Source organism: Nocardia xishanensis NBRC 101358 (genome assembly GCF_001613365.1).
In the GTDB taxonomy this organism is placed as follows: domain Bacteria; phylum Actinomycetota; class Actinomycetes; order Mycobacteriales; family Mycobacteriaceae; genus Nocardia; species Nocardia xishanensis.
Genome location: NZ_BDCF01000002.1, coordinates 383440 through 396456, shown reverse-complemented (window position 1 = coordinate 396456; position 13017 = coordinate 383440). Strand labels below are relative to the sequence as shown.

General features: G+C 66.4%; 11 protein-coding genes and 1 pseudogene. 5 read left to right on the top strand and 7 right to left on the bottom strand.

The features are described 5' to 3' along the window. Positions 1-169 precede the first annotated feature (169 nt). Positions 170-1579 (top strand): serine hydrolase domain-containing protein, encoded by a 1410-nt coding sequence (locus NX1_RS04140; RefSeq protein ID WP_068053826.1) that lies wholly within the window; start codon positions 170-172, stop codon positions 1577-1579. 47 nt (positions 1580-1626) lie between these two features. Here NX1_RS04140 and NX1_RS04135 read toward each other — a convergent pair whose 3' ends face one another. The 3 genes from NX1_RS04135 to NX1_RS04125 all read right to left on the bottom strand — a co-directional run bounded on the left by NX1_RS04135 (position 1627) and on the right by NX1_RS04125 (position 4389). Beyond that, complete coding sequence (locus NX1_RS04135) at positions 1627-2292, bottom strand: hypothetical protein (RefSeq protein WP_169812175.1); 666 nt, start codon at positions 2290-2292, stop codon at positions 1627-1629. A gap of 501 nt (positions 2293-2793) precedes the next feature. Continuing rightward, entirely contained in the window at positions 2794-3525 is a 732-nt protein-coding gene (locus tag NX1_RS04130; RefSeq protein ID WP_068053820.1) for a dienelactone hydrolase family protein, read from the bottom strand. Positions 3526-3732: 207 nt separating this feature from the next. Then, positions 3733-4389, bottom strand: coding sequence for a hypothetical protein (locus NX1_RS04125; RefSeq protein ID WP_068053817.1), 657 nt, complete (start codon positions 4387-4389; stop codon positions 3733-3735). Between the two features lie 18 nt (positions 4390-4407). On the opposite strand from NX1_RS04125, the gene NX1_RS04120 reads away from it, so the two are divergent. Then, positions 4408-4641: a hypothetical protein gene (locus NX1_RS04120; RefSeq protein ID WP_068053814.1), complete on the top strand. Its 234-nt coding sequence runs from the start codon at positions 4408-4410 to the stop codon at positions 4639-4641. 7 nt (positions 4642-4648) lie between these two features. Here NX1_RS04120 and NX1_RS04115 read toward each other — a convergent pair whose 3' ends face one another. Then, positions 4649-6430: an ABC transporter ATP-binding protein gene (locus NX1_RS04115; protein ID WP_245668308.1), complete on the bottom strand. Its 1782-nt coding sequence runs from the start codon at positions 6428-6430 to the stop codon at positions 4649-4651. 321 nt (positions 6431-6751) lie between these two features. Here NX1_RS04115 and NX1_RS04110 point away from each other — a divergent pair. Beyond that, positions 6752-7087 (top strand): annotated as a pseudogene (locus NX1_RS04110) (transglycosylase family protein); the annotation flags it as partial. Between the two features lie 90 nt (positions 7088-7177). On the opposite strand, the gene NX1_RS04105 reads toward NX1_RS04110, so the two are convergent. From NX1_RS04105 to NX1_RS04095, 3 genes are all read right to left on the bottom strand, one after another. Beyond that, on the bottom strand, positions 7178-8719 hold the full coding sequence (locus tag NX1_RS04105) for an acyl-CoA synthetase (protein WP_068053809.1): 1542 nt from the start codon (positions 8717-8719) through the stop codon (positions 7178-7180). Between the two features lie 89 nt (positions 8720-8808). Further along, the gene (locus NX1_RS04100; RefSeq protein WP_068053807.1) at positions 8809-9936 is read right to left on the bottom strand and encodes a DUF5938 domain-containing protein; all 1128 of its coding nucleotides are present in this window, start codon (positions 9934-9936) and stop codon (positions 8809-8811) included. Positions 9937-9968: 32 nt separating this feature from the next. Beyond that, complete coding sequence (locus NX1_RS04095; RefSeq protein ID WP_068053804.1) at positions 9969-10772, bottom strand: SDR family NAD(P)-dependent oxidoreductase; 804 nt, start codon at positions 10770-10772, stop codon at positions 9969-9971. A gap of 208 nt (positions 10773-10980) precedes the next feature. On the opposite strand from NX1_RS04095, the gene NX1_RS04090 reads away from it, so the two are divergent. Both NX1_RS04090 and NX1_RS04085 read left to right on the top strand, forming a co-directional pair. Beyond that, entirely contained in the window at positions 10981-11622 is a 642-nt protein-coding gene (locus NX1_RS04090; RefSeq protein ID WP_068054260.1) for a TetR/AcrR family transcriptional regulator, read from the top strand. Between the two features lie 223 nt (positions 11623-11845). Next, entirely contained in the window at positions 11846-12910 is a 1065-nt protein-coding gene (locus tag NX1_RS04085) for a magnesium and cobalt transport protein CorA (RefSeq protein WP_068054257.1), read from the top strand. Positions 12911-13017 lie beyond the last annotated feature (107 nt).

Genomic DNA, 13017 nt, shown 5'->3' with positions numbered 1-13017 from the left:
GCCGCCGGGCATGAGTGACGTTAGGCCACGGACTTCGAGCCGATGTGCTCCTCCGGCCGTTGTCCACCGAACCGCACGATGGAAGCTGCGCTCGCTGGATGAGCGAGAAGCGAATGGAGGAGCCGTGGACACAGTCGAAGAAGCCCCGTTGGCGACTCGGATCGCCACAATGTTCAACCGTCATGCGGTTGTCGGCGCCGCCGTCGGTGTCGTGCGTGGCGGGCGGATGGAGTTCGCGGGCCACGGTTCGGCGGACATCGCCACGCATCGACCGATCACCGAGGACACGATCTTCCGGATCGCCTCGATCTCGAAGACGTTCACCGCCATCGCGGTGATGCAGTTGTGGGAACGAGGTCTCATCGATCTCGACGATCCGGCGAACGACCACCTGCGTGCCTATCGCCTGATTCCCGACGACCCGGCGTTCGGTCCGGTGACGATTCGCCATTTGCTGACCCATACATCCGGCGTCGGGGAGACGGCCCATCCCTCGCGCGTCCTCGGACCCGATTTCGGCGAAAGCGTCGCACCGGGCGCCCCGGTTCCGCCGCTGAGCGTGTACTACCGGCGCGGGCTGCGAGTCGGCGCCGAACCAGGCACACGATGGACCTACACCAACCACGGCTTCGCCACCCTCGGTCAGATCGTCGCCGACGTCACCGGCACCGCACTGGCCGACCATTTGCGCGAGCACGTCTTCCTGCCGTTGGGCATGACCGCGACGAGCCTCACGCCCCCTGACCAGGCACTGTGCCGCGCCACCGGATACACGCTCCGAGCACACGGCCCCGAAGCGGTCACGCACCGCGAGATGATCACCGCGGGCGCGGCCTCGATCTACTCCACGCCGCGTGACATGGGCCGGTATCTGTCCGCACTGCTCGACGGTGGCCGCAACGAGTACGGGGCGGTCCTGCACCCCGACACGCTGACACTGATGTTCGCGCCGCAGTACCAGCCCGATCCCCGCGTGCCGGGCATGGGTTTCGGGTTCTTCCGCGGGTCCGCGGGAGGTCATCGCGTGATCGAGCATCAAGGCATCCTGCCCGGGTTCAATTCCCAGATATGGCTGGCGCCGGACGACCGGCTGGGCCTCATGGCCCTCGTCACCGGTGGCCGCCAGGCCATGCTCTGGCTACCCGCCGAGACCGCGACGCTGATGCACGGACTGCTCGGCGTCGCCGAGCCTGCGATTCGCGACGATGTCGCCCACCACCCCGAGATCTGGTCCGAGATCTGCGGCTACTATCCGATGTCCGGATCGCTCACCGATGTTCGCGCGCGGTCGATGGTGGGAGCCGGAGTCGAGGTGCGGATCAGCGGTGGCCTGCCGGTCCTGCGGGTGCTGACCCCGATTCCCGCTCTGCTACGCGGACTGCGGTTGCATCCCGACGATCCGGATGATCCCTTCGTCTTCCGCATCGACCTGACTCGGTGGGGGCTCGGCACCGGCAGGATCGTGTTCGGCCACGACGTCGGCACCGGCGGGATGGCGATGCACTTCGATCTGATTCCGATGACGCTGCGGAAGTCCGGGTGGTTGTCGGCGGCGCGCCGGCGGCGGATGCCGCGATGATCAGGATCGATGGTGCGCGGCGACCTGGTGGCTGTGGCGGACAGGACTCACGGCCCGGAATCGGCGAGGACACCGGTATCAGCCGGGGTGTTCTTCGCCGCGTCGATGCGGCGGCGTAGGTTGGCGAACTGCCGTGCCTGCATGATCAGGTGAGCGGGCTGACCGACGAGAAAGTCGACGACCGCCATCAGCGGACGCGGTGCGTTTCGACCGACCGTGCGCACGACCAAGCGAGTGCGCCCACCGGGCAGCTCGGTGAGGTGAAAGCCCCACACGCCTTGGCTGAACATCCGGGGGAGTGGTCCGCGCGGCTCGAAAGGGTGGCCGGTGGGCAACGCGAGATCGCTGCGCAGCACCAGCGTCGTCGGGCGATCGGCGATCGCCACCGTGAAATAGGCACGTCCGCCAACCGTCGCGTTGATTCGGTCACCTACGCGCAGTTCCTGCCATTCCGGCACGATCCGCGTCGAACTCGGCCTGCCACCGTTGTCGAGACGATCCCAGCTGTACCAGCCTGCACGGTCGACGCCCATCTGAACCAGCCAGGGCCAGACCGCCTCCGGGGGCCCCTCGAGCGTCGTCGCCATGGTGGATCGACCCGTGGCATCGGGCACCAGCATGTCACCGGGATACTCGGCGGCCGCCTCCGCCGCGTTGGCGCCCCATCGCAACATCCGACGCCGCAACGTCAACGCCGCTGCGCCCGTGGCCAACACAGGAACGATCCATCGCATGACCTTGCCACCTGTCGGGAATCCGGTCTTGCCGTCAGCTCTCCAAGCCACGACGCTACGACCGCTACCGCCCGCCTCGACAGTGCCGAACCGCCATCCCGGGAAGGACCTTCGTCGCACCACACCGATCGGCGCGAGCTCGCGGATGCCCTCGCTGCTTCGATGCGGGCGGAATCGTTGCGGTGCCGCCCGCACTGGTCGTCACGGCCGAGGACCCGATCCGCGACGATGCCGAGGCGTACGCCGCGGCTGGAGGCGGAAGGTGTCCCGGTCACCGTCATCCGCTACCACGAGGTTTTTCACGGCTTCTCGACCGAGGCCGGTGTGTTGGCCCAGACCGGCCGGTACGCCGATGGCCGGTACCGGCCGGTCGGGGGGCATCTGCTGGCCACCGCCATCGAGGAGGCCGGGACCTGTCCTCGGTCAGCGGCGTCCCGGCCGACAGCTTCTATCGTCTGCTGTCGGCCTGACGGTCCCGCCTCACTTCAGGTGCCGGGCGAAGAACCGGTTCGCCTCCTCGCCTGCGTACTGCGGGACGCCGGTGTGCCCGCCCATATTGGCGTGCAGCGTTTTCTCCTTGGAGCCGAAGGCGTCGAACAGGTCCAGCGCCATTTGCCGGCCGTTTCCTTCGTCGTCCCACTGCAGCAGGACATGCAGCGGAATGGTGACCTGACGGGCCTCGTCGAACATGGTGCGGGGCACGAAACTCCCGGCGAACAGAACGGCGGCCGAGATGCGCGGCTCGACCACCGCCAGCCGGGTGCCGACGGAGATCACCCCTCCCGAATACCCGACCGGGCCGCCGATCTCCGGCAGCGCGAGAAGGGCGTCCAGGGCGGCCCGCCATTCCGGGACCGCCTTGTCGACCAGCGGGAGGACGAGCCGGTCGACGATCTCGTCGGTGACCGGCTCGCCGGCCTCCACCGCCCGGCGCAAGTCGGCGCGGGCCTGCTCGGCGGTGGCGGACCGGGGCCGCTCACCGCTGCCGGGGCCCTCGATGGTGGCCGCGGCGAAGCCCTCCGCCGCGGCGTGCCGGGCCCGAGCCACCAATCGCGGGTACATCATGTGTAGTCCGCCGGGGTGGCCCATCAGGATCAGCGGTGTTGGTGTGGATGCGGATCCGGGTGTCCACAGGATGCCAGGGATCTCGCCGAGGGTGAATTCGCGTTCCAGGACGCCGTCGTCGAGGCGCTGTTCGGAAGTGAATTGCATGGTCGTGCCTTTCGGGAGTGCTCTCGAGCGGCGCTCCCGGACGACCTATCGCCCGACCGTGACCCCGGAGGGGAGCACCCATGTCGATACTGCGTTCACGGGTACCACCTCCTTCTTCTCTGGCACGGCTTTCGGAAGGCTAGCAGTGGTTGTCGTGGTCCGCCAACGGGTTTTCCACGCCGCGCCGCTGTCCATCGGCTGCGGTCTTCAGGAGTTCGGCTCGGCGGGTGTCTGCACGGCTATCTCGCCACCCAGTTCGTAGCCGCCACTCAGTTGCAGTCCGTCACCGCTCCAGAACCGACCGGGGTCATACCAGTTGGGGCTTCGCTGTTGCGTCAGCAGTCCCATCGATTGGTAGGTCGCGGCCACGATCTCCGCGCAGTACGCGCTTTCCAGCTCCTGGGCGGCCGCTCGGCTCGATCGGCGTAGCGGGAGCCGTACTCGGCCGCGTAGCCACCGTCCGGCGAGACCGGCAGTAGAAGGGAAGGGGGTTCCGTCGAGTCGGGCGATGGTGCGCAGCAAGCTGTCTTCCATCTCTTTGGTTGCCGGGCGGTTCAATTGGCGCAACCACGCCTGCTGACCGTAGCGGTGTGCCCATACAAGTACCGCGTCGCCGAGGTTGTGCAACTGGACGCCGCGGTGCGCGACTCCCGTCCACATGTCGGGCAGTGATCGGCCGAGCTCCGCGTGCCAGATCAGCGCGGGCAGATCGTCGAGCACCACCGACATACCGACATGGTTCACGGGACTGTTCGTAGTCATCCGAATCGCACGGTCGGCTGCCGAATGGCCACGGAACAGCCAGATGTCGCCGGTTCTGGTGATCTCGAGCGCTCGATCGAGACTGATGCTCGTACCCGTCATGGACGTAGCCTATGCGGTATGAGGTGGTGGAAAGCAGTGGGATTGGCGGGTGCGGCCGGTGTGGTCGCGACCGGTGTGGTGATCGTGCGCGCTGAGCGCCGTCGCCGTGCCTACACGCCGGACCAGGTCCGCGAACAACTGCACATGCGATTCGCTCAGGCGGCCGCGTCCGAAGCGGCCGCCGAAACCGCCGCGCCAGTACCTCGGGACGCCGTCGGCATCCGCGAGCGCATCCGCCGTCTGTTTTCGTAGGCCGGCGTCAGCGGGCGACCACGTCCTCGCCGAGGAATCCGCCCGACTGGTGCCGCCACAGCTGCGCGTATGTTCCTTGCGCGCACAGCAACTCCTCGTGCGTCCCCTCTTCGACGACTCGCCCCTGGTCGAGCACCACCAGCCGGTCCATCCCGGCCACAGTGCTGAGCCGGTGCGCGACGACCAGCGCCGTACGTCCTTCCATCAGCTCCCAGAGCGCTTGCTGCACAAGCAATTCGCTTTCCGAGTCGAGGGCGCTGGTGGCCTCGTCGAGGAGCAGGATGGGCGCGTCCCGCAGGATGGCCCTGGCCAGCGCGACCCGCTGGCGCTGGCCGCCGGACAATTTCACGCCGCGCTCGCCGATGAGCGTTTCCATACCCCGCGGCAGCGCGTCCGCGAACTCGGTGACGTGCGCGGCCTCGGCGGCCCGCAGGATCTCCTCGTCCGTGGCGTCCGGGCGCGCGAACCGGATGTTCTCGCTCAGTGTCCGGTGAAACATGGCCGGATCCTGCGGCACGCAGGCGATCAGACTGCGCAGATCCGCCTGCCGCAGCCGGGCGATGTCCTGCCCACCGATGCGTATCGTTCCGGATTGGATATCCATCAACCGCAGCAGCAGTTGGGTGATGGTGGTCTTGCCGCCACCGGATCGTCCGACCAGCCCTACCTTGGCGCCGCTCGGCACGTGCAGATCCAATCCATCGAACAGCTGCCGCGCACCAGCGTGCGTGAAGTTCACTCTCTCGAACCGCACGTCGAAGCCCTTGGGCCGCAGTGGTTCCGGATGCTCGATATCGAGCACCTTCGGTTCGTCGAGCAGCAGTTCGGTGAACTGGGCCGCTTCGGTGAGCACTGTCTCCAACCGTCGGTAGATCTGGTTGAACCGGAACATGATCCCGGTGGCGTTGAAGTAGTAGGTGAATGCCACCACAATGGCCTCCACTCCCGCGTTCCCGCCGCTCAGGCCGAGCGCGATCAGCAGGCCCATCACGTTGGTGAGCACCAACAGCGGCGCTACCAGCGTATCTATCCGCAAGTTCGCGTAATCCCAGGAGCGCAACGACTTTCGCCGTGACGAGGCGACCCGCCGTCGATGCTCGGCCGCCTCCTGCGGTTCGGCGGCGAAAGCGCGCACCACCTGCATATTGGCCAGGCTGTCGGCCACGTGCCCGGAAACCTGCGCAATGGCGGCCTCCCGGTCGTCGACAAGCTTCTGGCGGCGCTGGATCAAGGGCATGATGACCAGCGCGGTCACCACGATCATCCCCATCAGCACGACGACGAGCACGGGGTTGTAGCGCCACAACACAGCCGAGGCGAACACCAGCGGCACCAGTGTCGCCAGGACCTCGAAGGCGAGGGTGTCCACGAACTGTTCGAACCGAGACGCGAAGCTGAGCGAGCGCTTCGTCAGCGAACCGGCGAAGTTGTTGTGAAAGAACGCCGCGTCCTTGGCGAGCAGCTGATCCATGGCGAGCACGTACAGGTGCTCGATACCGTAGGCGTCGACTCGGTTCAGACAGTGAATCCCGATGCGCCACAGCAATTCCGCGAGCAGCAGGGCGCCACCGAAGGCGAGGATGTACCAAGCAAGGGCCCCGAAACTCGTATCCCCGGTCACCGCGACCCGGCCGACCACCATGGCGACGATCAGCGGTGCGATGTACAGGTTGCAGATATTGCCGAGTGCAGGCGCCAGCAGCGCCGGAATGGCCATGGCCTTGCGAGAGGCCATTTCGCGGCCGTAAAAACGCAGCACCAGCTCGACCGCCGTTGCACGTGAACTCATGCTCCCCCTCGCGTCTGGAATCGACGAGCAATGCAGGTGAGCAATGATCCCGTATCCAGGGGGATTACCGCCAGCGAATATCCGCCGACGGCGAGCTGTGCCCAGCTCTGGAAACTCTCGGGGCCAGTCGAGGCCCGCAAGCCCGCCGTGCGTGAGCGTGGTTCACGCGATGGGTCTGCATTTCGATGTGGACACGATATCGATGACTGTCACTTGGGCTCACCGCGCCCGGCACACACTCGAACGGGCGCAAAAGATCTTGTGATCACCTTTCATGCTTGGACACCTGTATTGGTTTTCTGACTCGAAAGGAATTGCGACATGAGTGCTCTGGGCACCCCACTGAAGAAGATCGTCGCCATCGGCGCGATCGTCGGTGGCGCAGGCATGGCATACGCCGGCCCAGCTTCCGCCGCCACCGATCAGGAATGGGACAGCCTCGCCGCGTGTGAGTCGGGTGGTAATTGGAGCAGCAACACCGGAAACGGTTTTCACGGCGGCCTGCAGTTCGCGCCGGGCACATGGGCCGCATATGGCGGCGCCGCGTTTGGGCGGACCGCCGACCAAGCCACCCGTGAGCAGCAGATCGCCGTCGCCGAGCAGGTACTCGCCGCTGAGGGCTGGGGTCCTTGGGCGGGTTGTTCGGGACCGCTCGGCCGTTTCCGGTGAGACCGTAGAGCCATCCAACGGTTAGCCGTGACACTGTCATAGTCGCGGTCGAGCGCACGGATCACGGCGCCAGAACAGCTAGCCGCTGCTCTCGGCGCGCAGTTCCGCCCGGATTTCGGCCTTGAGCACCTTGCCGATTTTCGAGCGGGGAAGGTCGGGCCAGATCTCGACTTGCTTCGGGGTTTTGACGGCGCCGAGTCGTTCCTTGGTGAATTCGCGGAGTTCGGCGGCCGTGGCGGTGCGGCCGGGGTGGATTTGGACGACGGCTGTGACACGTTCGCCCCATTTGTCGTCGGGAAGGCCGATCACGGCGCAGTCCTGGACGGCGGGATGGGTGAGCAGAGTTTGTTCGACTTCGGCGGAATAGACGTTGAAACCGCCGGTGATGATCATGTCCTTGGCGCGGTCGACGATGAAGAGGTAGTTGTCGGCGTCGAGGTAGCCGATGTCGCCGGTGTGATGCCACCCGTGACGTGACGCCTCGGCGGTCGCCTCGGGATTCTTGTGGTAGCCCGCCATCACCAAGGGGCCGCGCACGACGATTTCGCCGCGTTCGCCGGTGGGCAGCAGCCGGCCGTCGCGGTCCATGATCGCCACCTGAGTGAGCGGAGTGGGACGACCGGCGGACGACAGTCGTTCGGTCGCGATGGAGCCGTCCGGCCGGAAGTGATCCTTCGGAGCGAGGGTGGAGACCATCATGGGCGCTTCGGACTGTCCGAAGAGCTGACCCATGACCGGACCGATCCGCTGTAGTGCCTGCTCTAGCCGGGCGGTCGACATGGGCGCCGCGCCGTACCAAAGGCATTGCAGCGAAACGAGATCGGCGCTCGACAGGGCTGGGTGATCCAGCAGCATGTAGATCAGGGTGGGTGGCAGGAAGGCGTGCGTCACGCGATGACGTTCCAGCAGGGTGAGGAACTCGGCGAGATCGGGAGCGGGCATGACCACGATCTCGCCACCGAGGGCCATGATCGGGAAGCACAGTACGCCCGCGGCGTGGGTGAGCGGCGCGAGCGCCAGGTAGCGTGGACGCCCTTCGAAGGGATAGCTCATCAGCGTCAGCGCCGTCATCACTTCGATGTTGTGACCGGTGAGCCGTACGCCTTTCGGCCGTCCGGTCGTTCCGCCGGTGCCGACCAGCATGATGACGTCGTCCACGGGTTCGGCCTGCCACTCGGTCGCCGGGCAGTCGCGCGTCCAATCATCGAAACGGACTGCGCCGTCGACGTTTTCATCCAGGCAGACCAGAGTGGTCAACGAAGGCAGTTGCGGTGCGATGACGTCCACCAGCGGTGCGAAAGCGGAGTGGAAGATCAAGCACGCGCAATCGAAAAGTTCGAGTAGTTCACGATTCTCGGCGGCTTCGTTGCGCGGATTCATCGGGCACCACACCGCCCCCGCGCGGGCGATGCCGAACACACAGGCGAAGGCCAGGGTGTCGTTCGCGGACAGGATCGCGACCTTGTCCCCGGGGCGCACGCCGGAGGAGTCGAGCGCGCGGGCGATCTGCCAGGACAATTGCCGAACATGCTGATAGGTCAGCGTGTTTCCGTTCATGGTGAGACAAGGAGCGGTCGCGCCGAGCGAGGCGCCCTTGTCGAGGTAGTCGGTCAGACGCACAGTCGTTCTTTCGGGCCGAAGAGGATGGGAAGGCCGGGGCTCGGCCCTGTCGGCGGGCGGAGCCGCATTCCGACAGGGCCGAGGCGTGCTCAACCGTGCACGGTGAGAACCGGCTCGGCGACCAGTCCGAACGCCCGCAGCACTCCGAGCAGTTCCCGGTGGCCGAACGCCTGGCAGGCCGAGGCGAACCCGACCCGCTTCGGCGGCGTCTGCAGGAGCGAGTTCACGGCGAAGGCCTGCAGCAGGCCGGTCTGCTTGTAGTTGCAGTTGCCGTAGATCACGCAGTGCGCGCGCGCCAGAGGTCCGGACGCGTGCACCGAGTCCAGCGAGGTGTTGACGCGCGGATTCTCCCGCGGCGGCATCTCGCTGCGCACCGCCGACGCATGCTCGGCCAGCACGCGGTACTTCTCTTCCACGGGGAGGTCTTTCACCTGCTCGGCGACCGCCTGCACGATCTGTGGGACGCCGAGCATCAGCGGCCGGTTGACGACGCCGCCGAGCACCTTCACGTTCGCGACGCGCGGATCCCGCTTGAACCACACCGGATGCGAGGTGCCGCCCCATGGCAGGGCGAGCCCGATCTCGTGCTGGCCGGGAACCACGACGTCGTAGAGTCCGGCGTCGGCGGGCCACTCGACGTACTGGTTCTGTTCGAGGTAGTAGGCCTTGGACAGCGCGGAGTTGACCAGGATCGTCTTCGTCGACGCGACGGTCGGTGATCCTTTCCAGAAGACCTGGATGTCCAGGGTGTCCATGCCGGGCGTCTCCAGGCAGAGGTTGGCCGCGATCTCACCGGTGGTGTACATCTGCGCGACGCCGGGCGCCAGCAGCAGTTCGCGCTCGGCCATCTCGCTGCCGTATTCCTCGTCGCAGGTGATGAGCCAATCCTGTTCGCCCGTGGTGTCGAGATAGTGGGTTCCCGCGGCGAGGCATGCCCGGACCACCTCGTGGCCGTATTGCGAGAACGGGCCGACGGTATTGCAGACCACCGAGGCGCCGCGGAACAGGTCGGTCAGCGGGCCGACCTCGTGGGCGACCTCTACGATCTCGTGGTCGACAGTGTCGATACCGGGGATCTTGTCGATCGCCTCCTGAAGGCGGGACTTGTCGCGGCCCGCGGCGACGAACGGAATACCGAACTCGCGCAGGTATTCACAGATCAGTCGCCCGGTGTAGCCGGAGGCGCCGTAGACGACGACGGATTTGTCGGTGCTCATCGGATTCAGGACCTTTCGATGTCGTTCGGTTCTCACATGCCCATGCCGCCGTCGACCGGCAGGCCGGCGCCGGTGATGAAGCGGGCGGCGTCGGAGGCGAGGAACACCACCGCGTCGGCCATGTCGGAGGAATCCCCGAGGCGCCCTTGCGGTGTCAGGTCGACCACGGCGCCGACGGCGGCCTCGGCGCTGGGGAACAGGCCGATCTCGACGAGGTCGTTGGCCAGTCTCGTACCCATCTCGTTCGGGACCAGTCCGGGATAGACGCAGTTCACCCGGACTCCATAGCCGAGCTTGCCCGATTCCATCGCGGCGACGCGGGTGAGGCGATCGACCGCCGACTTGGTCGCCGAGTACATCCCGATGGCGGGGAAAGCGATGGTAGCCGCGACCGAGGCGATGTTCACGATCGCCCCGCCCTGTCCCGCCGCGCCGCCAGGGCGCATCGCCCGGAAGGCGTGCTTGATGCCCAGCGCGGTGCCGAGCACATTGACCTCCAAGAGGCGACGCGCGTCGTCGGGATCCAGATCCGCCAGGGGGCTGGTGATTTCGATACCGGCGTTGTTCACCACGATGTCGAGGCCGCCGAGCGAGGCCACGGTATCGGCGACGGCCCGCTCCCACTGCGCGTCGTCGGTGACGTCGAGCGGGACGAATTCGGCGACTGCGCCCGAGGCGCGCAGCGCTTCGACGGTATCCTTGCCGAGATCCTCCCGCACGTCGCCGATCGCGACGGCGGCTCCGGCGCGAGCCAGCGCTTCGGCCATACCCGCGCCGAGACCGCGCGCTCCACCGGTTACCAGTGCTCGGCGCCCGGTCAGGTCGTATCCACTCATCCGGCATCTCCTCTCGGGATCGCTCATGCGGCGTGGCGCGCTCGATGCGGGACCACGTCCGATTGCGACGTGGCTCACAGTAGACCGAAATTTTGACAGTCGTCAAGACTTTCTTTGACGACTGTCAAAGGAATGCGTTTCCGCTCCCCACGGCCGCGTAGACTGAGCTGGTTCGCAGGGCGCGCAGACGCTGACGGGAGAAGTGACGGTGACCGACGTCGTAGAGACCAGGCGGGATCGCATCGCGCGCAGACAGGTCGACAAGTTCGCGGAACGGCGTGCACAGCTGGCGGACGCCGCGCTGCACACCTTGGCCGAACTCGGTTACGCCCGGACCAGCCTGCGGGAGATCGCGCAGAAGTCCGAGTTCACCCACGGCGTCCTGCACTACTACTTCAACGACAAGGTCGAGCTGATCGCCCAAGCGGTGCGCCAGTACGAGGCGGTATGCGTCACCCGCTACGACGACATCGTCGCCACCGCGACCACGGCCGACGAGCTCCGGCAAGATTTCGGCGCCGCCATGGCCGCCACCCTCGACACCGACGCGCCGCTGCACCGGCTCTGGTACGACCTGCGCAACCAGAGTCTCTTCGAGGAATCCTTCCGCAACGACGTCATCGAGATCGACGGACGCAGGGAGCGGATGATCCACAACGTGGTGCAGCGCTACGCGGATCTGTCCGGCAGGCCATTGCTCGTATCGTCGAAAACGGCATACGCCCTGTACGACGGCCTCTTTCAGCAGGCGCTGCAACACAAACTCGCCGGCCGCGACGACGCCGTCGGCAATCTGCGCGCCGATGCCGGTGTTCTCCTCGACCTGGTTACCTGCGACGGCAGGTCCTGAACCCCGGGCGACCGCAACCGTCGCGGCGTTGTCGCATCAGGACCCTGGGACGGGCTCTACGAGGATGGTCCGCGACGTGGTGTGAGTCGAAGCCGCTGCCCTGTCTCACGTCCGAATCATCACCGTCGGCAAGTTGTTGCAATGACGTTCGACTTGCTGGTCTATGGCGCGACTGAGAGCGTCCGGAGAATGCGCAACCGACTAGCATCGTTAGGTGTCGCATATTCCGCATCTCCCGTCGTTCCGGCGGTCCGAGCGGCAGGTTCCGGTGGTGCCGAAGGTCCCGGTCCCCACCGCGCGGGCGATCGTCGATTGCGCGGTGTACGTCGACGGGCAGCGGCTCCCGGGCAAATTCACCCACGCCGCGGCGCTGGCCGAGGTCCGCGCGCGCGGTACCGGGTTCGTATGGGTCGGTCTGCACGAACCCGATGAGACGCAGATGGGCGACATCGCGCAGACCTTCGGGCTGCATTCACTGGCGGTCGAAGACGCGGTGAAAGCGCATCAACGGCCGAAACTGGAACGCTACGACGACATCCTCGTGACGGTGATGCGCACCGTCGCCTACGTCGAGCACGAACTGCACAGCGTCAGCGAAATCGTGCAGACCGGCGAAATCCTCATTTTCACCGCACCCGACTTCGTCGTCGCGGTCCGCCACGGCGAGCACTCCGGCCTCGCCGGCGTACGGCGCGACCTCGAAGCCCACCCGCAGCGACTCCAGCTGGGCCCCGGCGCTGTGCTGCACGCGATCGCCGATTTCGTCGTCGACTCGTACCTGGAGCTCACCCGAGCGGTCGAACTCGATGTCGACGCTATGGAAGAGGAGATCTTCACCCCGCGCCGCCGGATCGCCATCGAACCCATCTACCAGCTCAAACGCGAAATCGTCGAACTCCGGCGCGCGGTCAAGCCGCTCGCCGACCCGCTCCACCAGCTCAGCGAACCAGAAACACCGCTGCCCAAGGAAGTTCGCCGTTATCTGCGGGACGTCGCCGATCACCACACCACTGTCGCCGAACGCATCAACGACTTCGACGACGCCCTGAGCGCCCTCATCGGCGCCGCGTTGGCGAAAACCGCCGTCCAGCAGAACACCGACGTGCGCAAGATCTCGGCCTGGGTCGCGATCCTCGCCGTTCCGACCATGATCGCCGGGATCTACGGCATGAACTTCGAGCACATGGCCGAACTGCGACAAGCCTGGGGCTATCCGGCCGTTCTCGCACTCATGGCGACCCTCTGCGGCACCCTCTATGTCATCTTCCGCCGCATCGAATGGCTTTGAGCCGACGGCGAATCCGTTCGTACGGGGACCCGGCGGGGGCTTTCCTGGTGCTCTGGCCGAGTCCGTATTCACCTGTCTCACAACCGATCCCGCCGCCACACCGGGCC

Bases quoted from the DNA above. Each gene is read 5' to 3' on its own strand.
- NX1_RS04140 (WP_068053826.1), top strand. From the start codon at position 170: ATGTTCAACCGTCATGCGGTTGTCGGCGCCGCCGTCGGTGTCGTGCGT.
- NX1_RS04130 (WP_068053820.1), bottom strand. From the start codon at position 3,525: ATGCAATTCACTTCCGAACAGCGCCTCGACGACGGCGTCCTGGAACGC.
- NX1_RS04125 (WP_068053817.1), bottom strand. From the start codon at position 4,389: ATGACGGGTACGAGCATCAGTCTCGATCGAGCGCTCGAGATCACCAGA.
- NX1_RS04120 (WP_068053814.1), top strand. From the start codon at position 4,408: ATGAGGTGGTGGAAAGCAGTGGGATTGGCGGGTGCGGCCGGTGTGGTC.
- NX1_RS04115 (WP_245668308.1), bottom strand. From the start codon at position 6,430: ATGAGTTCACGTGCAACGGCGGTCGAGCTGGTGCTGCGTTTTTACGGC.
- NX1_RS04100 (WP_068053807.1), bottom strand. From the start codon at position 9,936: ATGAGCACCGACAAATCCGTCGTCGTCTACGGCGCCTCCGGCTACACC.
- NX1_RS04095 (WP_068053804.1), bottom strand. From the start codon at position 10,772: ATGAGTGGATACGACCTGACCGGGCGCCGAGCACTGGTAACCGGTGGA.